At 58.0% G+C, this 24,594-nt stretch carries 19 protein-coding genes; 10 read left to right on the forward strand and 9 right to left on the reverse strand.

Going from position 1 to position 24,594, the window contains the following annotated elements; translation table 11 throughout:
* Positions 1-272: 272 nt before the first annotated feature.
* From AC0L3N_RS05510 to AC0L3N_RS05520, 3 genes are all read left to right on the forward strand, one after another.
* A complete protein-coding gene (locus AC0L3N_RS05510; protein WP_123149266.1) occupies positions 273-1,139 on the forward strand; it encodes a glycosyltransferase family 2 protein in 867 nt (288 codons plus the stop codon).
* A gap of 14 nt (positions 1,140-1,153) precedes the next feature.
* Positions 1,154-2,587, forward strand: a complete 1,434-nt coding sequence (locus AC0L3N_RS05515; protein WP_123149267.1) for a polysaccharide biosynthesis/export family protein — start codon at positions 1,154-1,156, stop codon at positions 2,585-2,587.
* Between the two features lie 140 nt (positions 2,588-2,727).
* Complete coding sequence (locus AC0L3N_RS05520; protein ID WP_473546211.1) at positions 2,728-3,501, forward strand: TylF/MycF/NovP-related O-methyltransferase; 774 nt, start codon at positions 2,728-2,730, stop codon at positions 3,499-3,501.
* Positions 3,502-3,513: 12 nt separating this feature from the next.
* Here AC0L3N_RS05520 and AC0L3N_RS05525 read toward each other — a convergent pair whose 3' ends face one another.
* Positions 3,514-4,992 (reverse strand): hypothetical protein, encoded by a 1,479-nt coding sequence (locus AC0L3N_RS05525; protein WP_208867783.1) that lies wholly within the window; start codon positions 4,990-4,992, stop codon positions 3,514-3,516.
* Positions 4,993-5,145: 153 nt separating this feature from the next.
* Here AC0L3N_RS05525 and AC0L3N_RS05530 point away from each other — a divergent pair, with 153 nt between their 5' ends.
* Positions 5,146-5,385, forward strand: coding sequence for a hypothetical protein (locus tag AC0L3N_RS05530; RefSeq protein ID WP_473546213.1), 240 nt, complete (start codon positions 5,146-5,148; stop codon positions 5,383-5,385).
* A 61-nt stretch (positions 5,386-5,446) separates the two neighbouring features.
* On the opposite strand, the gene AC0L3N_RS05535 is transcribed toward AC0L3N_RS05530, so the two are convergent.
* From AC0L3N_RS05535 to AC0L3N_RS05565, 7 genes are all read right to left on the reverse strand, one after another.
* On the reverse strand, positions 5,447-6,109 hold the full coding sequence (locus AC0L3N_RS05535; RefSeq protein ID WP_123149290.1) for a sugar transferase: 663 nt from the start codon (positions 6,107-6,109) through the stop codon (positions 5,447-5,449).
* A 528-nt stretch (positions 6,110-6,637) separates the two neighbouring features.
* Positions 6,638-8,587 carry a GNVR domain-containing protein gene (locus AC0L3N_RS05540; protein WP_473546215.1) on the reverse strand — a complete coding sequence of 650 codons (1,950 nt, stop codon included), beginning with the start codon at positions 8,585-8,587 and terminating at the stop codon, positions 6,638-6,640.
* A 55-nt stretch (positions 8,588-8,642) separates the two neighbouring features.
* Complete coding sequence (locus AC0L3N_RS05545) at positions 8,643-9,413, reverse strand: response regulator transcription factor (RefSeq protein ID WP_123149270.1); 771 nt, start codon at positions 9,411-9,413, stop codon at positions 8,643-8,645.
* 411 nt (positions 9,414-9,824) lie between these two features.
* A complete protein-coding gene (locus AC0L3N_RS05550; protein WP_123149271.1) occupies positions 9,825-10,544 on the reverse strand; it encodes a Crp/Fnr family transcriptional regulator in 720 nt (239 codons plus the stop codon).
* Between the two features lie 1,058 nt (positions 10,545-11,602).
* Entirely contained in the window at positions 11,603-12,811 is a 1,209-nt protein-coding gene (locus AC0L3N_RS05555) for an acyltransferase family protein (protein WP_473546217.1), read from the reverse strand.
* Positions 12,812-14,418: 1,607 nt separating this feature from the next.
* A complete protein-coding gene (locus AC0L3N_RS05560; RefSeq protein ID WP_473546219.1) occupies positions 14,419-14,640 on the reverse strand; it encodes a DUF5996 family protein in 222 nt (73 codons plus the stop codon).
* A 38-nt stretch (positions 14,641-14,678) separates the two neighbouring features.
* Positions 14,679-15,581 carry a Vgb family protein gene (locus AC0L3N_RS05565; RefSeq protein WP_473546221.1) on the reverse strand — a complete coding sequence of 301 codons (903 nt, stop codon included), beginning with the start codon at positions 15,579-15,581 and terminating at the stop codon, positions 14,679-14,681.
* 1,562 nt (positions 15,582-17,143) lie between these two features.
* On the opposite strand from AC0L3N_RS05565, the gene AC0L3N_RS05570 reads away from it, so the two are divergent.
* Positions 17,144-17,461: a hypothetical protein gene (locus AC0L3N_RS05570; protein ID WP_473546222.1), complete on the forward strand. Its 318-nt coding sequence runs from the start codon at positions 17,144-17,146 to the stop codon at positions 17,459-17,461.
* A 103-nt stretch (positions 17,462-17,564) separates the two neighbouring features.
* The gene (locus AC0L3N_RS05575; RefSeq protein WP_473546224.1) at positions 17,565-18,335 is read left to right on the forward strand and encodes a TIGR01458 family HAD-type hydrolase; all 771 of its coding nucleotides are present in this window, start codon (positions 17,565-17,567) and stop codon (positions 18,333-18,335) included.
* 37 nt (positions 18,336-18,372) lie between these two features.
* On the opposite strand, the gene AC0L3N_RS05580 is transcribed toward AC0L3N_RS05575, so the two are convergent.
* Positions 18,373-19,905, reverse strand: coding sequence for an FAD-dependent oxidoreductase (locus tag AC0L3N_RS05580; protein ID WP_473546226.1), 1,533 nt, complete (start codon positions 19,903-19,905; stop codon positions 18,373-18,375).
* Between the two features lie 271 nt (positions 19,906-20,176).
* On the opposite strand from AC0L3N_RS05580, the gene AC0L3N_RS05585 reads away from it, so the two are divergent.
* The 4 genes from AC0L3N_RS05585 to AC0L3N_RS05600 all read left to right on the forward strand — a co-directional run bounded on the left by AC0L3N_RS05585 (position 20,177) and on the right by AC0L3N_RS05600 (position 24,316).
* Positions 20,177-21,148 (forward strand): SDR family oxidoreductase, encoded by a 972-nt coding sequence (locus AC0L3N_RS05585; protein WP_473546228.1) that lies wholly within the window; start codon positions 20,177-20,179, stop codon positions 21,146-21,148.
* 88 nt (positions 21,149-21,236) lie between these two features.
* Positions 21,237-22,949: an HAD family hydrolase gene (locus AC0L3N_RS05590; protein ID WP_473546230.1), complete on the forward strand. Its 1,713-nt coding sequence runs from the start codon at positions 21,237-21,239 to the stop codon at positions 22,947-22,949.
* A gap of 176 nt (positions 22,950-23,125) precedes the next feature.
* On the forward strand, positions 23,126-23,569 hold the full coding sequence (locus tag AC0L3N_RS05595; protein WP_473546232.1) for a PPC domain-containing DNA-binding protein: 444 nt from the start codon (positions 23,126-23,128) through the stop codon (positions 23,567-23,569).
* Positions 23,570-23,893: 324 nt separating this feature from the next.
* Positions 23,894-24,316, forward strand: a complete 423-nt coding sequence (locus tag AC0L3N_RS05600) for a VOC family protein (RefSeq protein WP_473486091.1) — start codon at positions 23,894-23,896, stop codon at positions 24,314-24,316.
* The last annotated feature ends 278 nt before the right edge of the window (positions 24,317-24,594 follow it).

The raw sequence follows: 24,594 nt of genomic DNA on the forward strand, positions 1-24,594 counted from the left end.
AATTCTTGTTGCCCGGATGCTTAGCGACTGTGTGTCGTCCGTCCCGTCCAAACAAGTTGCCTATCGGGTTAAGCGCCGCACCCTCCCGAGGCCGGATGTACTCCAACGAGGTACGTCCCCTACTTCGATGGGCCTAAGCACGCCTCAACGCTAACCTTATGCGCAGGCTGCATCGGCGCGACCGGCGGATTAGGATCATAGCGCGCTCACTTCGCAAGCAGTGGTCGCGCGCCGTATCTGCATCCATTGCCCGCGAGGAGAGTTGATCGTCGATGAAAGTGGCTGTTATCGTCGCAACGTTTGGTCGCAGGGAACATGTGGCTCGGCTTCTCGCACAGCTTGAGCGACAGACCCTGCTCCCTGACGCGGTGATAGTCTCGGCTCCTGACGCCGATCATACTCCCAACAACATAGTTTGCCGGTTTCCTGTATCGCGCGTATTCGGAAAAACCGGCTTGCCGGCGCAACGCAACATCGCCCTCGATATCGCAGGCGACCGTTTCGACATAATCACCTTTTTCGACGACGATTTCATTCCTGCGGACGACTATCTCGAAGGCGTATCGAAGGCGTTCAAGCAGCAGTCCGACTGGGCAGTGGTGACTGGAAACGTGCTGAAGGACGGTGCGACCACTGCAGGGCTCACGTGGGACGAGGGTATCCAGGCGCTTCGCGAAGCCGGCCCAGCGACCGAAACGCGTGGGGTGGACCAACTCAGCGCCTATGGATGCAACATGTCGATCAGGGCGGCATTCATCGGCGGCCTGCGCTTCGACGAACGGCTTGTGCTCTATGGGTGGCAGGAAGACGTTGATTTCACCAGTCAGTTGAGAGCCAGAGGGCGGGTTGTCTGTTTGCGGTCGATCCGCGGGGTTCATCTCGGCATCAAGAGCGGTCGCGTAAACGGCATTCGCTTCGGCTATTCCCAGGTGGCGAATCCGATCTACCTCGTCCGCAAAGGGACCGTTCCATCGACGTTCGCACTTAGATTGATGGGCAAAAATCTGCTCGCCAATCTCGCGCGCAGCCTCTGGCCGGAACCCTATGTCGACCGGCGAGGGCGACTGCGCGGCAATCTCCTGGCCCTTTCACATGTCGCAAGGGGCCGGGTGGAGCCCGAATATATTCTGAAGATCTAGTGCAGAGGTAAGTGATGTTCGAGGAACTGCCCTTTTCCGTCAACAGCGGCGCTCGTTCAAATCACCGAGTTCGGTGCCTGGGCAAGCTGTCCGATCGTGGCGCTTGGCGCTTTCTCCACGTCGTGGTGTCGGCGGGGATGTCCTTGGCCTGCATGTTGGGTGTTTCGGCTGCAAACGCCAAAGACTATGTGCTCGGCCCGCAGGACAAGCTGCGCGTCAAGGTCTACGAGTGGCGTGCGTCGCGCGACACGATATTTGGCTGGGATGCTCTCAACGACGAATACACGGTCGGTCCCAACGGCTCCGTTTCGCTGCCGCTGGTCGGTGAAATCAAGGCTGCCGGCCTCACCACCGGCGAGATTGCGAACTCCATCGGCGACAGGCTGATGAAAAGTGTCGGCCTTGCGCGAAAACCGAATACGGCGGTGGAAATCGTCCAGTTCCGACCGTTCTATGTTGTCGGCAAGGTGACGCAGTCGGGAGAATTCGCATACCGGCCCGGACTGACCGTCTTGCAGGCATTGAGCATCGCGGGCGGGTTGCGGACTCGAGAGGACAGGGATGCCAGGTTCGAGCGCGAAGTGATCCAGGGCCAAGGGGATGTGAGCCTGCTTAGACTGAGCGAGGCCAGTCTCCTCGCTCGCAAGGCACGACTCGAGGCGGAACTCTCGCATGCCAGCGACATTAAGTTTCCGGCCCAGTTGACGTCGCGTATTCAGGACGACGTCTTTGCTATGCTCTTGAAGCAGGAGCGCTTGATCTTCCAAGCGCGCAGCGAGGGATTGGACACTCAGATCAAGGCGCTCCATGGTCTGCGTGAGTTCCTCCAGAAGGAACTGGCCTCGCTGGAAGCGCAACTCGTTTTCCTCGACAAGCAGATCGGCTCAATCCAGAAAGAGTTGACAGCGGTTTCGGCGTTGGTGGTCAAAGGTCTTGCGGCGGCGCCGCGGGAATTTTCTCTAGAGCGGGCCCTTGCCCAGGCGCAGAGCGAGAGGTTGTCGGCGGAAACCAGTCTGCTGCGCGGGCGTCAGGAAATCAGTAAAACAGACATATCAATTCTCGAGCTCGAGGACGGGCGGAAAAATGAGGTAACGATCGACCTGCGTCAAACGCAAGCTGAGCTCGATGCTCTCGAAAGCAAGACAGAAACAGCAAGGCGGCTATTGTACGAGTCGGCGGTATCTGCCCCGACCCTTCTTGCCCGCCGAGCCGACGCGGATCTGGCTGCGCCGATCTACACGATTTTCCGACCGTCGGCGGATGGCGCGACAGTGCAAATCCAAGCTAACGAAACGAGTGCCGTAGAGCCCGGAGACACGATCAAGGTTGAAATACCACTGGCTCCGGATGAAACGGGCGCGCTGGACCTGACATCGACCGAGCGGCACGAGGCGCCGGGAATAGAACTCAAGGCAGAAACCGCCGTCGATACTGTAGGCATTCCGTAGCCCCCGGCGGCGGGTTTTGCTAGAATGATTAGGTAGAAGCGCGCGACTGCTTGATGTAGATCAGGCAACTTCCTTGACCAATACACGCACTATATGGCTCTATCGCCATCGCGCTCTTTTATAGGAAAAGAGACTTCGCTATGCAAGCAACTGAACTACCGAACGTCTTCTTGACCAACACGTTCGATGAATGGATTCAACAGAAGCCATCCAAGTCTCAGACGGTTCGCTTTGCCAACAAGGTTCTCCGAAAACTTGGAATAAATCTCGTCCTCGCACCACCTGTTCGCACGGGCTGGATGACCAGTGTTGAACAGAGAATGGACATGTATCACTTGGCAGGCGCAGCGCTTTTCTACAACGTACCGGGAGACTTCTGTGAATTGGGATGCCACGAAGGCAAGTCAGCCGTGGTATTCCAACGCATACTTCAGCACTACGATCCAAGCAGGAACCTTCACTTGTATGACAGCTTCGAAGGTCTCCCGAACGCCAGTGCCGAAGACGGCCACGCCAACGCTCACAAGGGCGACATGGCCACTACGAAGGATGCGCTCATGGCAAACTTCAAGCGTTTGAATCTTCGGCAGCCTATTCTTCACCAGGGATGGTTCGAAGATACGCTTCCCACACAGTTGCCGGACAAAATTGCATTTGCGCATCTGGATGGTGACCTATACGACTCGGTTAAGGTCAGCTTGGAGCATGTGTATCCTCGCCTATCAAAGGGTGCTGCATGTCTGATAGACGACTACAGTGATCCTGGATTGTTCGACTCGGTCGATCTCTATCCGGGGGTAAAGAAGGCCTGCGACGAGTTCTTTAGCGATAAACCCGAAAAGGTTGCGCTTTTGTATGGTGGATTCGATAGCACTATGGGTTTCGGAGCTCATGGATACTTCCGAAAGCTCTGAGCCTATATCGCTTTAGGCGCGGCCGGGAACAGTGCCGACCTGCGATTGAATCACGTGTTCGCTGGAATCGGGCGAATGCCGGAGCGTCCTTACGGGAGCCTCAGCAACACTGTCGTCTTCAACTGGCAAGAGCCGGCTGACAAGAACGACAGCGAGAGGAATCAAGAACACGATACCCGGGTCGGCGCCGCCACTTGCCAGGGATCCGGCCACGAGCGCCGATAAGGCGCAAGCGCGGACACTCGACGCGATCGCGTCGATCTCGGGATCGATGCGACCGACGCGGCTACCCCGCATCCCCCGCACCAGCATTGCCAACAGAACTGCCATCATCGCGGTGCCGAACAGCCCCAACTGGGAAAGCACCGCGATCGGCCAACTCGAGGCCCGCGAGCTTCCCAACCCGACTCCCAGTCCACCTGTATCGAAGAAAGACTGCAGGCTTTTGTAGTTCCAGTAGCTGCGCTCCTGGCCGGAGGCTGATGTGACTTTGTTGATTACCGTGTTGTCGACAAGCTGCAAGACCGGATCTAAGAAATGCGGATAGAACAGACTGGCGGCCATCGCGGAGAGGAGCAAGGGCGGTAGCAACGCGATAAGCAGTGCTTCCCCCCACCTCAGCCGACCTGAAGCGAGCGACTTCACGATGGAAAAGACAACGGGCACGCTTACGATTGCAAGACCGACATAGGCGGTCGACGATGTCGACAGCAGCAGGAGAACAAAAAGGGCCGCTCCTAACCCCAATGCAAATTTGGATCCGGTCTTGCGCCAATAGGTGTAGGTGAACGCCAGCCCTGCCAGCGATGCCCCACCGAACGACGATGCCTCTGAAAACGCCCCCGCGATCCGCCAAAATCCAGCTTCCGTAACTTGCGTCAGCATGGCGTAGTTGGCCGTACGAATCGGGGCGAGGATGTCGCCGGCGCCGATCACTTTGCCCAACAAATCCAAAATGCCCATGAACACGTGCAAGCTGAACCAAAGGAAGAAGCCTCGCCTGATGTCGGCTAACGTGCCGCTGCGCTGAAGCAGCAGACAGGCCGCCAGGAACGTCAGCCCTCCCAGAATAAAGTATCCCGCCTGAGAGATATTGGCCGATACCGGCGCCAAGGCCGCTTCGTAGACGCCTTTGCCGGTGCGGGAAGCGACGAAGGCGCTTGTCTGCCCTGCAAAGAGCCTCGGAAATAACAGCGCTCCGATGCAGACATAGATCATCAGCGCGCAGACGATCCATGCTGCACCTATACGAACGAAGACCGCTCCTATTTCTCTCCAGATTCCCCTTCGAGCCAGCGCGGCCACTATCACCAGCATATTAAAGACGGTGAAGATGAGCGGCGATGAGCCGCCAAGCGAGGTTATTGTCCCGATTGCCGTCGCTCCAAAAGCCAGAGAGGCAATCAGCGCAGTGATCATCGACCAGCGCATATAAACGACGAGGGCCAGGAGTCCCGTGCAAATCAGTGCCCCAACGAGCGAAACCTGCATTTCACACTCCGACCATCAATGATCCAGACCCTGACGGCGCCGCCGGAACCGCTGAGCTAAATGGTTGGCTTCACAAAAACGAGCGACTCTGATTTCCTTGGGACAGGGTTGACCTTGCGCAGCGTAAATTGACCCTGGGAGGAGGAGATCGCCGTGCTGCTTGCCATTGTCGCGTTTGCAGGTGTTGCCCTGATAATAGGGCTTACGCTGCGCGCGCCGGCGCTGATAGTGGCGACATTGGTGGTGATCGTCGGCAGCATCGTTACGAGCAGTTTTCTCCACCTGTCTGTTCAAACCAGCATCCGATCGACACTCTACCTTGTTGTCGTCACCCAAATTGCCTACTTGGTCGGCCTTGCAATTGCCGTGCTGCGGCACCGCCCGGGGCGATAACGGCGTGGGCGACAATCCGTTGAGGCCATTTGTGCTGCACCTCCCCCTGACATGGCCAATTTCAGGAGGTCTGATCAAACTTCATGATGGCCGGTATTGTCCGCATCAGGATCGAAAGATCGCGGCGCAGAGACCATGTCCGAACGTACTGCATATCCAGTAAAACGCGATGTGAATACTCGGTCATGTTTCTCCCGTTTATCTGCCAGAGGCCGGTCAGACCTGGCCGCGTCTTCAAATATTCGTGCGATGCGGCGCCATAGCGTTGCAATTCGTCGGCAACGACAGGTCGCGGACCGACGCAACTCATGTCACCACGCAAGATGTTGAACAGCTGCGGCAACTCATCCAGGCTCGATTTGCGAAGCATGTTTCCGAGAAACAGGATACGCGGATCGCACTTCAGTTTCTGGTTGGCTGCCCATTCCTGGGCGGCTTGTGGATTGCAGCTCAGATGCCGTTCGAGCACCTCCTCGGCATTCGGTACCATGGTGCGGAACTTGTAGCAGTCGAAGGCCTTTCCGTTGAATCCAATACGGCGGTGAACGAACAGCACCGGACCGCCTGTGGTGGCCTTGATCAGTAGCGGGATCAGAACCAGGATTGGACTGGCCAGGATGAGCGCTGTCGAGGCTACCATCAGATCCAGCAACCTCTTGGCCCAACCGCCGAGAGGCTGTCGCCGGTCGCCCCGCGCATCTTCTTCAATGCTTGCCGTTTGCATATCCGGCTCAAGCGAAACGGTGCCATTGTCATGGCTTGCGTTGAGTTGAGGCGACGAAAGGTCTGGCGTGTTCGATGTGGCGGCCGCGCCGCTTTCACGCCGAAGAGGCAATGTCGCCGCAGGCCTGGCTCCGACCAGAATGGTCCAGTCGTCAATGGCCAAGTCTTCGCACGGTCGCAGATTGCTTTCGATCATCTTGGACATCTCTGCTTGCGCCCGATTTCAGCTGTTTTTCGTTTGCATTTTGTCGACGACGGATGATCTCCGGCAAGCAAGGAAAAGGTGGTAGATCGGGGATGATTGGCAGCGGGGGCTACCCCCTATGATGCTAGGCTGGGTACGGACGAATGGCTGCTCGGTCCAATGACTGGCACAATATCGGAATTGATCGTTCATCTCGCGGTTCTCTGCGCCGCCTGCAAGGGGCGCAGATTCACTTTGACAGGCAGGTGTTCGAATTGACGGGCGGTGTCGAGACTTGCCGCTGGGCTCGTGCTCGACTGACACCGCCGCGAGGAAGACAGGATGTCAGCGCGGTGCTTGAGCTGCGCGCTTCCGGCGGTAACGATGAGCCGAAACAGAACGAACACGTGTCATCAACACGCCAAGGACGGACGAATTGGTGTTTTTGAGTGTCTGCGTCAGATCTTCCAGTTGATCAAGCGGCGTCACGCCCCACTGCGCCACCACAATCACGCCATCAAGAAGCGGGCAGACAGCAAGCCCTTCGGCGCCTGAACTAAACGATGGGAGCTCAACAATGATGACACTGTAAGCGTCAACTTCGCTCAGTAATTTCTCCATATTATCGGGAACAAGCAAATTCGTCGAATTCGACACATCGTTCTTCAAGTAATAAAACGATGTCTTTTCAATAAACTCGATTTGCTTGCCGATATCTTTGGGGCTGCCGGAATCTCCATCGATCACGTTGAGATCGGAGGACAAGAGACGTTCGTTGGCCAGTGCCGACCTATGGTCGGCGTTGATCACGAGGGTCGTTGTGCCCGACACTCCACACAGGGCCGCCAGATTGCTTACAACGGTGCTCTTTCCATCACCGGGGCACACAGATGTGATTCCGATGCGACGTCTTGAAGGGGTGGCCCCGGCCAAGCCCATGATCGCCTTGACGCTCCTGAGGCTGCCGCTGAATGAAGAGTCCGGATTCTTGAGCACCTCGTCAAGGCGGCCAAAACCACCGCGCCTGAAACTGACCGGCGGCAATTCTCCGATACAGGTCAGGCCCAGTTCGCGGCGGATCTGATGCGGGGTCCTCACGTTCCGATCGAGCCCGCGCCGCGCTACGGCGAACCCGACGCCAGCCACCATTCCGGCAAGTGCGCCAAAGGCGAGGATCAGCGTCTTGCGCGGCCGACTTGCTTTCTTTGGGCTCGTTGCGGATGTAATGACACGAGCGTTGGCGATCAGATAAAGCTGCTGGTCGACCGAGTTCGTATACGCCCCGAGCAGGCTTTCATACATCTTGCGATAGGTGTCGGCTGTAACTTCCAGCTGCTCTAGCGTAGTCTGGCGTGTTGGTTGTTCTTCGCTGGGCGCGAGACCCTGTCCCTCAATGGGCGTCTCGTCCTGACCTATGCTGTAGTCGTGTTTTGCGCGAAACTCCTGGACGACCCTAGTCGCCCTGTTCATCTGATCGCCGACCTCCCGCATCCGCCTTTCCAACCATGCGATGCCTTCGCCGGCCGCTTTTGTTGTCGTTTGCACTTGCTCACGCACGAACGCCTCCGCTGTGGCGTTTGCGATGCGTGCCGCCAATGCCGGGTCCAGAGACTGGAACGAAATGTCTATTGCATACGAGACACCGACACGCTGGACATCCAGGCCATCGTTGAAAATCTCGACCGCGCTACGCCGACGCTCGGATTCCAGCTGCGGACTGTTGGTTTGGATTTGATCCGGCCCGGGCAGCACTCGTTGGAAGAAATTGGTCAACGCGGCATAGCTGGTATCGAGCCCGCCGGCCTCAACGACACTCATCCAAGCCCTGTGAAACCTCTCGCCGATGGTCGGACCGTGCATATCCCTGAACGTTGGATTGTCCATGAGTCCAAGGTCGTCGATCACCATCATCGCGATCTTCTGGGAGCGCAGAACTGCGAGCTGGCTCTCGACCTGAGCGGTATCGAGCGACAGATTCACTTCGGCGGGTTGCTGCTGAAGGTCTCTGGGTATCTTTGGTTCGATCAGGATCTGGGTTCGCGCGGCATAAATAGAATCCGAGGTAGCAAAGTAAAACGTGGCGCAAACGATTCCGGCGACGATGAACGCCAGAATCGAGAAAAGGTACTGCCGAACAAATGAAACAACGTCAGCGAGGCTGATAAAGTCCTGCGCGGCGTCCGCCCCAAGCCATGACTTGTGAGCAATTGCCGCCATCGGCCGGTCTAGCATGGCTTCAATCCATATCTGCAACAAAAAGAGCGGCGAACTGCAACGGTCGAGCAGGATCGCCACCAACGGGCCCCATTGCGAGCATGCAGCCGTGCCACTGTCATGACGACAAAACCGTTTAGCTCGGTCGGCTCAACACGTGGACGCCAGGAAACATCTCGTTGAGCTTGTAGACGACCTCCGTCCTGTTCGTCGCCTTCAGCTTCTTCATGATGTTGCGGATGTGAACCTTGACCGTGCTCTCTCGGAGGTTGAGCTCATGAGCGATTATCTTGTTCGCCTTCCCACGCCTGAGAGCCTGGACGACCTCTTCTTGCCGCTCCGTGAACACACTCGCCATGGGCCTTGTCATTTCGACGGTTGTGTCGATTGCCTTGTGCTGGGCAAGCACGCTGCTTGCAGGGACAAACGTGCCACCGGCTAGGACAAGATTTACGGCTTCAACACAGATCTCGAAACGGATCGACGACGGGATGTAGGCTTTTGCGCCATAATTCAACGCCTTCAGAATCTGCTCTAAATCGTCGGTATCGGCCAAAATCAGCACTGGCACCGGGTGGGCCTCATTCACGAGATCGGCGATTTCGCTGCCGGTCCTTGCGTCTGTCACCTTTCGGCTGCCCACGTTCAGCAGAATAGCCGACGTCGTCAGTGCATTCTCTTGATGCCGCCACTCTTCGATCGAACTGAACGACAGGATTTCCTTCCCGATGCCATAGGCGGTCAGGCATTGCGCAAGACATTGTCGGTCAAGCACTCGCTCATCCAGCAGAGCCAGGCAGGATTCGGCTAAGCCGTGTCTACGAAGATGTATTCCATTCCCGGTCGTCCGCGATACGAATTCCAGTGCACCGGGTGATTTGCTATCCAGTTGAATTGTCGGAACCATGAACTTACTCCCCAAACTTTTACCCACGTTTCGTGACCAGTACGAGATGGACTTCAGGCAAATACTATTTCCCACGAGCGATGTTCTGTTCGCGTCGCCTTCACTATAACTGTGGGATTCCCAAGCCCCGCCATGGAACAGCACTATCCCGTCAATAATGTTTATCGCCGAAAAGATGCGCCTTCACTAATTTAGGTTAATAAAACGTAAAAAATTTTACTCCTTCACTTTTGGCCCTAGTAATTTGGTCTAGGAGGGAGGGTAGCCTGAGAACACACCGACTGGAATCTGGACCTCGCGTTGTTTGTCAGGCGCGGGTTGACGCCGTCCGTAATGACAGCCGGCCTCGCCGATGGCAGTGCGACTTTGAGGCGTGTCGCGCCGCCTTTGCGTCGTGCGCCAATGTAAGTGTCAACCATCGATATACCTGTCATCGAACTCGGCAAATTTCGTTACGCCCAGTCGATCCAGCACGCGGACATGACCTTGGCGGAACTCCAGAAACCCGCGTTCCCGCAATTCCCGCAGCATTCGATTGACATGGACGGGCGTCAGCCCGAGCGCGTCCGCGAGGTCGTACTGGGTGAGAGGGCATGCATAGCCAGCGCGGCTGACAGCGCCGACGCGCTCCAATCGCGCTCTCAGTTCGAGCAGCAGGTGCGCTGTACGCGCCAAGGCGCTGCGTCGACCTATATTGGTTAGGTGTTGGGTAACAATCGCTCTCTGGCGCGCGAGAGTTTCGAGAAAAAGGGAGGCTATGTAGGGCGACTTCGCTGCGCCAAGAGCAAGTGTCTTGGTCGAGGCTTCTAACACCGCAAGGTCGGTTTGAGCCACAAATGTTTCAAGAGCAGTGCCCGAGTACGTCTGTGGCCGGACAATGTCGCCCTTCAGGGCAAAGTCCAAAATCTGTCGCTGTCCGCCGGCAAGATCATGAGAAATGCATCCCCAGCCAGACTCGATTATGAAGACGCGGTCGCCGTCCTCGCCCTGATTGACGATAGCGGTTTCCGCCGCATATCGCTTTGGCACGAAGCCTAGCGCCTTGATATACGCCTTATCGTCGCTTTTGACTGCGACTGACGTCGGCCGGTGTTCATTCTCACTCAATGAAAGGCTTGTAGCATACGTCATTCGAACCCCGCCAATCCGCCCTAGATAACCTCCCTACGCGAAAACGTACTCCAGCTTTGACATGTTGAGTACCCTGCGCGGGCTACAACCAATGGGTGATATTGCACTGCACTCTCACAAAAAGGCAAGGATCACGCCTGATCGAGCGCAGTAGGTACCCAATACTCATCATAAAGTTTGATCGACTCTCTGCACCATCCATTCGAATGGCAAGGCCTCCGGCGGTCGGAAGCGCTTGGTGACACCAGCCACTCACCGTGCAACTTTCGAACACGCACGCTTACGGATCGCTTACGACCTTCGGTGTGACTGGCCCGCCGTACCGACTGCAAGCCAAGCATCGCTGCTGACTTGAGGTCGCGCTGACGTTGTCCGGCGCGAACCGCCCGGTCGTTCAATCGGGCGGAACGTACCACTTCCTTTATGCAACCCTCTGATTTCACTCGCAGGTAACACCTCGGAATGCTCCAACTCGGGCAGCCCCGATTCACTCAAGTGCAACGCTGCAAGCCGCTGTAGTCAGCTGCCTCACAGGACCAGCAGCTCGCCACTGGGGCCGGCACGAGATTTTCTCTTTGCCGTGACGACGTTTCAACGGGCAAGAGCGTTAGTTCAGACGCTCAGAACTACTCCGGCTCGATGAGTAACCTTCGCTGCAGTTCCAGGACCCGGAATGGGTCGATTGATGCCCCTCTTTCGAGCCAAACTGTCTCCGGTTTCAGCCGCGACAGGGGCAAGGGATACCTCATTCGCGGTAGCTATGACTCCCCGATTACCTCGCAAATGCGAAGAGACCGCCTGCCAGGTACCCGGAAAAAGGTTTGTCTGGAGTGCCAACCCCACCGATCGAAGCCCGTGCAACGGGGGGCGCATCGGCTTTTGCGCATCATGGAAACCAGCGCTTAGGGCGAGCGGCACTTCAACCGCCTTAATTGCGCTCCATAGCGTGAACGCTCCACCGCCAAACTAGTACACCCTTGGCGGACTGAGCTGAGGTCACGCTGAAAATGTCGCCTGACTCGGGCGGGACCTGGCTGTTGATGCAGTCGGCCCGCATCTCATCGGTTACGTCCCCACTGCTCACCACCCAATAGCCGTGGGGTTTCCTGATTCCCTATCGGGGACGCTAAACCGCCATTTTGATCTCGTTTGGCGGCGGGTTTAGGGAACCCTCCCCTGACGGCGTTTTGAATCCTCTTTTCCAACCACATAACGGCCATGCTCAAACCTAAAACGAGCAAGATGGAGAGAACGAAAACAATGGGCATCGGAAAACTCAATGAAAACAACCACCATACCATAATCATGCCAAATGAATAGTGATTCAGATATATAGGGTAGCTTATTCCTCCAATATACTTCACAATTGCGTTGTACCTATAAAGCTTATGTTTAACGAACTCACCATATTTTATTCCTGCTGCCATTGCATACATGCAGATCAACCAAATTATCACTGCTGATAGCTTGTACTCATAACCGCGTTCAATCGAAATGAAGATCTCCACCGTGCTCATACTGCCAAAAAACAATATCAATACTGTCTTCGCCGCATGCCCCATTTTGTTACGGTCATCACCGCCGTTCCTGACAAGAAAGAAGATCATGCCTGTAGCGAAGAAAACGCCGTGCTGCAGCAGAAGCAGTTTGAAGGGGAACCGCGAAAGCACCAAAATCGCTTCCTCCGACCACGAGGACGGCGGCAGCAAATGCAAGCCGGAGAGAACAAGAAGGTATGCCGAGCTGGAAAACCCTATTATTTTGGCCAGATCGTAGAGTGATAAACGAAACCTCGACAAAATTGACGCGGCAACCAAGACGTAAAATACGGCCTCGACAACGAGAGACCATACGACCCCGTCGATATAAGGGCCCTTAGGAGACAACGTTACCGATCTGCAAAAATCCATCAGAAGACGTGAAAAATCCTCGCCATAAAGAGCTCGTGCGGCCAGACTGACGAGCGCGGACAGCCACAAGGCGGGCAATATACGCGTAGCGCGCATGCGCGCGAAACGCAGCGCGTGCGACGCGCCCCCTTCGCCTGAGGCGCTCATGGCAATGACAAACCCGGAAATTACGAAAAAAACTTCGACCCCTACAGCACCCAAACCGGCAAACGCCGACAGGAAACCGAAGGCGACATCGCTTCCCTCGGCGACTGACGCACTGCTCCAGGCGAATGTCGCGAAATGGTTCAGTAACACCAAAAGCGCTGCAAAAATGCGCAAGAAGTCCATGACGTGGTAGTGGACATTGCGTTCCATATAATGTTTCCGAACCTTGCCAGAGGCCAAGGTCGAATACTATCGTGAAACGGTCAGTACACCTGCTACTACATTCGGACATAAGCCGAATTGATTAACCGTCGGATATGACCTGTTTCCTGCGGCAGATCCACCGATCTGCTACGCCCGACCTTCTGCAGACGCGGTTTTGCTCGGCGCCTTAATACGTGGAGTAGCGTTGCGTTCCAACCATTGCCATTGATGGAGAATGCTACGCGCCGTCTTCAAGGTAACCGCATGTCTGTTGCTCATCGCCACCTTGGCCGCGACGATTGTGCCGATTGGTATGCGCCCCCATTCAGGCTTTGGCCCAGAGCCAGGACGAGTCGCTGCGTTCCTTTGGTCTGTTGTTGGGCTCGCCTACGACCGCAACTGGATGCTAGCGCTTAGCCTGGTAATCGTGGCTGGAGTCAGCATCCATTGCAGATGCTAGCACCCTAGTTGGCACTCTACCGTTGAGGACGCGCCGGCAGCGTCGGGATTTCGGCTGGCTGCATCCTTGCAAAGAAAGGCTGGTTGAGACGCTAGAATGTTCGTCTGACCGGCGCCACGCAGCCATTGGTCGAACTGCATAGCATACCGCATGGCGGTGACGCTCCCACTCCTACAATCCACCGTAACCGGTGTTCTGCCTCCACGTTGTCCCGTCTGCAGTGATCTGTGATCGACCTTCCATGGAATATCGAAGGGAGTTTGTCCATGGAGGCTACGTCGGAGGTTCTCACAACGTGGAGGGGCAGACGGGAGAGGCATCTCGATGGACGAATTGGGTCAAGGCACGGATCGTGCAGGAAAGTCCGGTCGTGACAGTGGAACAAGATTACCGAACGCTGCGGAAATGTGGTCATTCCTGCGCCTGAGAATGCGGTTGAATTTGCGGTGATGGTTGTCGGGTCAGCCCTCGCCGAAGTGCTCGACCAAGCACTTCATGGACGAGACCCGCGCTCCGGTGCTCTCGATCCGGCTCCAAGAAAACGGACCGGGTGCTTGTGGGCGCTGGCACATGATGACCGCCCATCGGGGCGGCGCTGCGCAACTGGGCGTCGCCTTCGGCGCGGAAGCGTAAAATCTTGCCGCCACAAGTGAGAAACCGCTAACCAGCAAAACCTTTTAAGTCCCCTGCGTGTATCTATAAGTTCTTGATTTAGTTTAGATATTTTTTACACATGCCAGGAATGTGTAAGAAAATGTGAAAATCAGACCGAGTCATCGAAAAGCTAACCGAATCAACAGGTTGCTGTTATGAAAACTGCAAAACATCCATGGAATTGCTTAATACGTCTCGCTTTCGCGGCCTTGCTGTCCTAGGACGCGTACTCATAAATGGTGCTTGATCGATGCCCGCTATGCCCCGATACCGACCAAATTCCGCGGCGCAGCAAGACGACGCGATGGGCCAGCTCCGGACTCATGCACTGCAGCAAAAGTTGCGCGTGATCGACGCCTTCCCTGTCGGCCAATCAGATTCAAGACCTGACCACGGCGGACCTATTAGCTTGCGCACAGGTGCCGACGCTCACACCGGCGACGTCGACCTCGTCATTCGCGTTGCGCAGGGGGCTGCGCCTTGCCCGGTCCGGCTACACCTAATGCCGCTCAAGCGTTTGCCGATCCCACTTCCCGAGATTGGCGGCCGCTTCATAGGTTTCCTGAAGAAAAGCCAGGAGGAACTCGTCCGGGTTGGGCGACCGACGAACCGCGTCGCAAGGCAGGATGAACTGCCCAAGGCCCTTGTCGTAGAGGGCCTCAGGCGTGCGCAACGGCGTGTCGCCAAAGCCCGCGGGCTCGCCTGGTTCCGATTCCTGCAAACGACTCTAGGACGGCCGATCTTTTGACACTGGAATCCTCAAATGAAAAAGTCCGATTCAGGGGGTCCGAAGGTGATGAATGTCGGCTCCGAAAGGTGGCCGCTGCCCGCAACGACGAACTCGCCGACGAATGCGCCGGTGGTACCGTCATACTCCAGCACCGAGTGGCCCAGCTCGCTTGCGACCAAGAGGTTGCCGTTCGAGTTGAACGCCATGCCCTCGGCCTCATTGAGGCCGCCGCTGCCGGCGGTGATGAAGACACCTTCGAAGTCGCCGGTCGTGCCGTCGTAGCGCATGACCTCGCTCGTCGCGGCGCTGCTGAGAAACAAGTCGCCGTCGGGGCCGAAGACCATGCCGGTCGGATCCAAGATGTTGCTCTCCGAACTGGGGACGAACTTGTCGACGAACGAGTTCGTCGCTGGGTCGTAGCGAAGGACCTCGCCGGGTCCTGATTCCGGAGCGCTGGCAACATAGAGCAGGCCATCCGGTCCGAAGACCAGCGCTTCCGGGTCGTCGAGCCCGGCCGCGTTGGCAGGATCGACGACGGCCTCGAAGACGCCGGTGTCTCCGTCGAAGCGGAGGATCTGGTTGCCGAGGCCGTCGTCGGTGAGGCCCGCGGCGATGAAAAGGTCGTTGTCTGGTCCGCCAAATGCGATGCCGGCCGGGTCGACGAGGCCGTGGCCGCTGGCGAAGACATCAAGGAAGTTGCCTTTCTCCCCGTCGTAACGAAGCACTTCATCGCTGCGGCTGGCGACGTACAGGTTGCCGTCGGGACCGAAGGCGATGCCTTCGGGTTCGATGAGGCCGCCACCGTTGGCGAACTTTTTCAGAAAGGCGCCAGTCTCGCCGTCGTATGCCATGACGCTCTTCGTGTTGGTGCTGCTAACGAACAGAAAGGTATCGTTGTCCGTGTCCGCAGCGAGTTGCTTCTTCTTGGGCATAGTGGACCTCCGTTCACAATGGACGGTAACGGCCGCCTATCTGGTCCTGACAGTCGCCACTCTGGAAAGCGCTACAGCCAAAAGCGCGGTCTTACGTCCCGTTTACCCCCTTCGTGTCTCATAGAAGGATGGCCGTCCGCAATCGTCAGGGTACACTTGGAGCGAGATGAGAGCAACAAGCTGGTGCACGCGGATCTTGCTGGGTGCGCTCTCCGCATCGTGGCATTCTGTCCTGGAGTTTCACCACGCTTGCCGTTGCTGCCAAAACCTTCATGTCATCGGTTCCTGACTATCTCATGATCGAGACGGCTTTCACGGCCGTTCAGTGGATCATTGTCGGTCCATTGACGGCGCTCGCCTTTGACTATGGAAATGTCGAGGCCAAAAGTGATTCCATTAGAGCAATGAATAGATGACCCGCATCACATCATGGAACCGCACGCCTATGGAAACTCGATGGCGCATTGACGACCAGGCTGCACCATCAATCTCCGCCCCAATTGTGATCGCGCCATTTGGTTGAGACCTGTCTGGTTCATGGACCGGGGAATCGCACGTTTGGGCAGGTCGGCTTCGGGTCTTGGCTGCGTGAAAACCGATCTGCGGGTTGATCTGGCGCAAGATTGATTCGTCCGCGGCGCCGCTCGCGCATTAAAGATTCGCCAAGGCTGGAGTTTCGATTCTTTTGTTTCGCGCTGATGACTGGTTCCAGCGTTTTCACGCAGCCAGGGTCATTCACGACAGAGTCGAGCCAGAGCCAAGTCCCGCCATGTCCCCATTGCCTCGAAAGCGGAAGTAATTTTAGAGCATTAGCCGGGCAAGCCGCGCGGCCCCCGATCCCAGTACGCTGTTATCATACGACTGTATGCGTCGAGTTTCAGAGCGGCCGGATTTCGGTTACGTTTTTAGGGCTATTCAATTGGTTTCTTTTTTGTGGAGCTGTTCATTAAAGCGATTGGATGCCTGGCAAGCTATGCGCGTTATGGTGCTTGTCTCCTTAGCCGAAGAGGTCGCCGCCGCCCCGATTGCGACGGCAGCGCTGTCATCCCCAAGGTCCCGGCACCCGCCTGAAGCGCTTCCCGGCGCGACAGCACCGGCCCTCGCGGATAGGATTCTGACGTATTCTCCGCCATAAGCAACGTCCTCTTCAGCAATCCACCTGCTGTACTCCTAATTGGTGTCGCGCCCCTGATTGATGCCGTGCTAATGTTCTGGCCGGCTTGGGAGGTTCCGATCGACCTCATTGCGAATGTGTTCGCCGGCGCGTGGGCTGCCGGAGTGCTTGCCGCCATCTGGTATGTCCGGATGCGGCCCTCGCCGCCCATTGCCGAAAGTCAGCAAGACCGCGATTTGCGGGAATGGCTGGGCGGCCAACTGTAAAGATCGCTCCTGGCGGATTTCCGACAGGGCCCAACGTCGCCGTTTACCGCCGCCCGGCAGGGATCGTTGTCGGTTGCGGGTCGCGTCCGGCCTCGTTGTCTGCGGGTCCACACGCCCTTGCGGCGCGAAGAGGTGCCTCCTGTGCTTGCGGAGTCGATGGCATTATTCCAACGGCACGGCCTGTGAATTTCCACTGCCGGACCGAACCCGGGTTCGACCGGCTTAGCGACCTGGTGGCCGCGATGGCCGGCCGCGCGCGCCTGCCCTTCCAGATCGGCATCAGCCAGTCCAATCCGCGCGTCGCGCGTGAGCGGCTGATGCGGGTGTTGGCACTTCGCCCGGCGGCGGTGCAATTCACGCTCGACAAAGCGATGGTGGCAGCCGGCGGCTGGGAGCCGCTTGGCCCGCGACTGCTCCGGCCCTACAGCTCGGTTCCCGACCGGGAGATCGCGACGCTGGCCGAAGCCGCCCGCACGGCCTTCCCCGAATGGTGGCAGTGACCGTCGGTTAATCGAGTGCGCCTGCCCGCCCTGATCCAAAAGGAACAACAATGGCCTTGTTCCCGGATTTGACGCATGGCGGACTCGTGGTCATGCTGGACCAATGACAAGGGGTGTACTGCTGGACCTCGCAGGCGTCATCTACGATAGCGAGATCGCCATACCAGGCGGGATCGACGCTGTCGCGCGTTTGCGTCAGGCCGGTTTGGCCATACGCTTCATAAGCAATACCACGCGCTCGTCGAAACAGAGGATTCTCGAACGTCTGGAGGCGATGGGACTCACCGTTACCAATGCAGATGTTTTCACGCCGGCGCACGCTGCACGCGAATGGCTGCTTCGCAATGGCCGCGCGCCATACTTGTTGATTCACCCCGGCCTTGCGCCGGATTTTTGCGAACTGCCGGATCGCGACAAGCGCGCCGTCATCGTCGGCGATGCCGGAGAGGCCTTCACATATGCGGCGTTGAATGACGCGTTCCGCGAACTGAGCGCGGGGGCCGAATTGCTGGCCCTTGCCACCAACCGGACGTTTCGGGATGCTGACGGCGAGCTCAGCCTCGATGCAGGGCCATTCGTCGCGGCATTGGAATTTGCCTCCCTGAAACGCGCAACCGTTCTCGGCAAGCCCTCGCCGGCATTCTTTCTGTCGGCGCTGGCAAGCATGGACTGTCCGCCAGATCAGGCGATCATGGTCGGCGACGACGCCGAGGCCGATATAGCTGGCGCCCTGCGCGCCGGACTTTCGGGCGCGCTGCTGGTGCGGACAGGCAAATACCGGCAGGGCGATGAGAAACGGTTTGATCCGCGCCCGACCGCAACCGTCGCCGATCTCGCGGCGGCAACCGACTGGATCATTGCGCGCCGAGACTGATCGCGCGGGCTGAACCGGCCGTACAGCGGGCGCTTCGCTAGGTGATTTGGCGCTCCATTTCCACCTCGGCCCCTAGACTTTCGATGTCGCGGAAGATCGATGCGACAGCCAGCGTGCGCCCTTCGCGTTTGAAGCGGAGCAGGCAATCCTTGGCAACGATGTCTCCATCGATCGCGATCTCGTCCCATTGCACGGCATGGCCGACGTAGTTAATGGGAACATCGTAATGCTGGCTCCAGAAGAACGGCACGGCGACGAATTTCTCGCGATGGCCGAGCATGTTGAGGGCCGCGGTTCGCCCCTGCCTCTCGGCAACTACCCAATGCTCGACCCGAATGTTCTCGCCACTGTGAGGATCTGGCCACCGCGCAATGTCGCCGGCCGCGAAGATGCCTGGTACGCTCGTCTCCAAAAAGGCGTTTACTACGACACCGCGGTCAAGGATGAGCCCCGCCGTTTCGGCAAGCCCTGTCCGCGGTCGCACGCCGATGCCGACGACGACGAAATCCGCCGCCAACGTATCGCCACTGCTGAGTTTCATCTTGCTGCCGTCGATGCTGCTCGCGGTGTCCTCGAGATGGAATACGACACCATTCTCCTCATGGAGGGCGCGGATGAAGTCGCCCATTTGCGGACCCAGGATCCGTTCCATGGGCCGTTTTTCCGGCGCCACGACATGAACTTCGATCTCGCGCGAGCGCAGGGCCGCGGCAACCTCCAGGCCAATGAAACTGGCGCCAAGCACGACGGCGCAGCGCGCAGTCGTGGCTCGCTCGATGATCGCCTTGCAATCTGCGAACGAGCGCAGCGTGTGAACATGTGGTTGGTCGGCGCCGGGTATGGTCAGGCGAACCGGTTCGGCTCCGGTCGCAAGCAGCAGCCTGTCGTAAGCAGTCCGGGCCCCGTCCGCGAGTACAACTTCGCCAGAACGTGCATCGATGCTGGCGACGTTCGCATTGAGGCGCAGATCGATATCGTTCTTCGAGTAGAAGCTTTCTCGGCGCAGCGGAATCCAATCCTCCGGTGCTTTGCCGGCGAGGTAGTCCTTGGAAAGATTGGGCCGATCAACGGGCGGCGCTTCGTCGTCGCTGAGCATGACAAGGCTGCCTTGATAATGTTCGCGCCGCAGTGTTTCTGCCGTCGCGAAACCGGCCGCGCCGCCACCGACAATGACGATTTTCTCCGGAACCTGGCCGGAGCTTCCATTGCGCTGCTTCGATGCCGTCCGCTTGCGCTTTTCTCCCACGAATATCCGATCATCGCGTTGTTCTACCAACCAGCAAGCGAGTGGATTAAATGCCGGGGCGCGCAAGGCCTCGCCAGTACGCAAATCGAAGCACGCGTGATGCCAGGGACACCGGACGGTGTCTCCCACCACAAGACCGTCGACGAGCGGCCCGCCATAATGTGTGCATGTCGCCCCGATGGCGAAGATCTCGGCCCCGCGGCGCACCAGCAGCACCTGCTCATCGCCGCAATGGCCGAGGAGCTTTGCGCCATCGGGAAGATCGGATAACGCGATGCCCTCGACCAGATCCGGCCCGTTTGGTTTGCTATGACCTTCAGCCATTTTCCTCTCCCTTGGCGCGATCCAGTGTCAAAATCGCCTGTACGGACGAGACGCGGGAAATCTCCGGTCCACCAGCCTCGGAACGCCGCGTGCTGGCTGGCGCGCCGTCAGTTTCTCGGACAAACGTCCGGCCGCGTCATTCGTTGCCAGTTGGGGCAGTACGCACCGTCGATTTCCTGGCGATTTGGATTCGCTGCTGAAGGAATGACGCCGTCGCGTAAACTTTTTCGCCGGACATGCGTTGTTCGTTCTCCAAGCCGAGGAGACAGCCATGCAGATGAAATCGGAAATCGCCAGCGAAGCCGCCAAGCAACGCCACATCCAGCGCGGCATCGATGCCAAGGACAAATCGAGGGGCAATGGCAAGCAACAAGGCGCCATGCAGGCCGGAGCACGCAAATATCCCGAGCCGCCCTTTCCCGAACAGCACCAGCCGAAGCCGGGGCACGAATGGGCGATTGAGCCAGCGCCGCTTTACGATGCGCCGTTCTATATCGGATCGAAAAAGCTCGACGGCAAAGTGGCGCTGATTACCGGCGGCGATTCCGGCATAGGCCGTGCGGTGGCCGTGCTCTATGCGCGCGAAGGTGCCGACGTGGCGATCGTCTATCTGTCCGAGGATAAGGATGCCGAAGAGACGAAGAAGGCCGTCGAAGCCGAGGGCCGGCGCTGCATATTGGTCAAGGCCGACGTCAGCGAGCGCGACCACTGCCGCAATGCTGTGGCTGAGGTGGTGAAGGAATTTGGCCGGATCGACGTGCTGGTCAACAACGCCGCTTTCCAGATCCATTCCAGCGACTTCAGCGAGCTGACCGAAGAGCATTTCGACACCACGCTGAAGACCAACCTCTACGGCTACTTCCACATGGCGCAGGAGGCCGTGCCGCATATGAAGCCCGGTTCGGCGATCATCAACAGTGGCTCCGTAACCGGTATCGAGGGCTCGAAGCAACTGGTCGACTATTCAATGACCAAGGGCGGCATTCATGCCTTCACGCGCGCACTCTCCGGCAACCTTATCGAAAAGGGAATCCGGGTGAACTGCGTGGCGCCAGGCCCGGTGTGGACGCCGCTCAATCCGTCGGACAAGCAAGCCGGTGACGTTTCGAAATTTGGCGCAGACACGCCGATGAAACGGCCCGCACAACCGGAGGAGATCGCGCCGGCCTATGTGTTCCTCGCCTCACCGCACTGCTCGAGCTACATCACCGGCGAGATATTGCCGATCATCGGCGGCTACTGAGTGCTCGTCGCTCGCTCAGCTCGATCGTCGTGCGACCTCTCGCGTGCGACGGCGGTAGCGGCGATCTCAGACATGAAATGGTCGACAGATGTATTTCATTGCCTTGGCGACAGACTATGACGGCACGCTGGCGCACGATGGGATCGTCTCCGGAAAGACCCTTGCTGCTCTCGAACGGGTCAAGAAAAGTGGCCGCAAGCTCATTCTCGTCACGGGCCGAGAACTGCCCGACCTCAAGCGGGTTTTTCCCGAGCTCGGCCTATTCGACAAGGTCGTCGCCGAAAATGGGGCGTTGATCTACACGCCTGCCAGCGAGGAAGAACGTGCGATCTCACCTGCACCGGCGCCCAAGTTCGTCGCCAAGCTGAAGAAACACGGCGTCAAGCCGCTTTCAGTCGGACGGTCGATCGTTGCGACTTGGGAACCACACCAGGCAACAGTTCTTGAGGTCATCAAGAAACTCGGGCTTGAGCTGGAAATCATCTTCAACAAGGGCGCGGTGATGATCCTGCCGAGCGGCATCAACAAGGCAACCGGGCTGGCCGCTGCACTTGAGGACCTCCGGCTGTCACCCCACAATGTGGTCGGTATTGGCGATGCTGAAAACGATCATGCCTTCCTGCAGGCCTGCGGCTGCAGCGTCGCTGTCGACAATGCACTTGCGGCGGTCAAGGATACCGCGGACCTTGTAACGCGCGGCGCGCGTGGAAAAGGCGTCGAGGAACTGATCGAAAAACTGGTAAAGCGCGATCGGGAATTTGTCCGAAAACGCCGCGACGGCATCCTTCTCGGCACGGTCGGCGGCGACGAAGTCTATCTGACGCCGACCGACACGGTGCTGATCGCCGGAAGCTCCGGCATCGGCAAATCCACCTTGGCCACCGCGCTGACGGAACGCTTCGTCGAGAACGGCTTTCAGTTCTGCATTTTCGACCCGGAAGGCGACTATGATGGCCTCGAAGGTGCCGTCCGGATAGGCGATGGCTCAAGCGAACCGACAAAGGCTCAAGTGCTCGACCTGATCGAAAAGCCGGACACCAATGTGGTCGTCAATGGGCTGGCATTGCGGGTCAATGAGCGACCTGACTTCTTTGCCGAACTGCTCCCCGGTCTTGGCAGTTTCCGCTACCGTACGGCGAGGCCGCATTGGCTGGTCATCGACGAGGCGCATCATCTTCTGCCCAAGAGGCGCGACGACACGCGCGCCGTCCTGTCGCTGGAATTGCCGGGAACTGTCCTGATCACCGTTCACCCGGAAGCGATCTCGACCGACGCCCTGCGTCTGGTCACTGCCGTCATTGCGCTCGGTCCCAAGGCCAAGAATGTCATCAAGGCCTTCTGTCATGAGACGAGTGCCAAGCCGCCAAAGGATATTCCGTCGCCAAAAGAGGAGCGCGTGTTGTTCTGGCAGCCGCAAACTCGCAAGAAGATTGCCGTGGTCAAAGCGATGGAGCCGCGCCAGTCTCTTAAGCGTCATAGTCGCAAATATGCAGAAGGTCAGCTCGACGAGGCCGGCAGCTTCTATTTCAGAGGTCCCGACAACGCCATGAATCTGCGAGCCCACAATCTGATGATCTTCGTTCAGATTGCCGAAGGTATCGACGACAGCACTTGGGAGCATCACCTGCGCGCCGGCGACTATTCCGAATGGTTTCGCCATCAGATCAGGGACAAGGAGCTGGCGCGCGAAACCGCCGAGGCAGAAAAGGACGAAATGCTCTCGGCGCAGGAAAGCCGCAAGCACGTTCTGGATGCAGTACGTCGCCGTTATACGGCTCCCGCCACCGCCCCGGAGGAATAGAGACAAGGCGATGAATGAAATGGTTTGCCGACATCGGTTGCCGTGATCCCGCGCAATGCACAGTCCGATCGCCAGTTTCGAATTGGCAATCGGAACTCTCCAGCCGTCTTTTCGTTCAAACTCGATCGACAGAAAGACAACAAGGCAAAGGCCGAAAAAGTGTCAGGATTGAAATCATGAAATCGCAACTCGTCGCCGAAAGCGCCGGACAAAGGACGTTCGTGGTGGTGCTTGATCCTGGCGAGGAAGCGTTCGCGGCGCTTACATCTTTCGCGGTCGAGCAGGACATTGGCGGCGCCTCGCTGACCGCGCTCGGCGCCTTCGAAAGGGCGACTGTCGGCTGGTTCGACTTCAACGAAAAAACTTATCGGAAAATCCCCGTCCAGGAACAGTGCGAGGTGCTCAGCGCGATCGGCGATGTTGCGATCGGCGACGACGGCAAACCCAGCCTTCATGTCCACGCGGTGCTCGGCTTGCGCGATGGCAGCACGAAGGGAGGACATCTGCTCGAAGGCATCGTTCAGCCGACACTCGAAGTCACATTGGTGGAAGCGCCTGGCCATCTGCGCCGCAGAAAGCGCCCGGAACTTGGCATCGCCTTGATCGATCTGGATGCCTGAGGCCCAAATGCGGATCAGGCTAGTGGTGAAAACCTGACGCTTGGTCCCCGAGGTCAGACAACCGTTTTGGGTGGGAAGCCGTAGTTCGTTTAGCCTCCTGAACGAGCAGAGAGCGCCACTTCCGGTCGTTCATGACGAATCTCCGAACCGGACGTTCGCGCTAGGCCCGGAATCGACCCCATAGCTGCCGTCCCCGCGATACAAAGAGCTGTTGCAAGCTGGCATCAGCTGGAGCCGATGCTGAGCCGAGCCGTTGCGGAACTCGTCGCGGAACCATAATCTTGGGCACTGATGTGAGCCCGTGAAACTGCGCGAGGTCCCGCAATGGCTTACGAGGCCGCCAAAAGACCGTTGTTCCGAAAACTCGACAACTATCTACTGCATGTGAGCGATCTTGACGAAGCCATATCCTTTTATCGGGATCGGCTCGGCCATGCCCTCATCTGGCGGGACGCGGAAGCTGCCGGCTTCGCGTTGCCTGAAGCAGATGCAGAACTAGTAGTTCATCTTCGTATTGGTCCAGAGACTGATATTCTGGTTGATGATGTGGACGCGGCATTTCGAGAATTTTTGGCAGCGGGCGGAACGGCAGTGGAACCGCCGTTCGACATCGCGATCGGACGATGCGCCCGTGTATGTGACCCTTTCGGCAACGTGCTTGTAATATTGGATCAATCGAAGGGAACGTTCACGACGGACGCGGAGCAGAATGTTATCGGCGTAGAGCCCGCGGGTAATCCAACCTGAACGTCGACATTCCACCCGATCGCGACGTAGAACGCTCCGTTGCGGTACAATCCGAGCCGATGCGCCGGCCGGCTCGGTCGCGCCACGAGCGGACGCTGGCGCGTATTGCCCGAGCGTCTCGATTGGGGCCGAGAGAAGACCGGCAGCTTCGGGCTGCGAATATTCAAGAGCGGACATTCAGGTTGGTGTGGTATCGTCGTGACCTTCACCTAGGCAGACGCCTTGCCGCGGGCCAGGCAATGTCCTGTGTGGACGTTGAAGCTGACGACGCGTTGCTC

Source organism: Mesorhizobium sp. WSM4807, assembly GCF_055811615.1.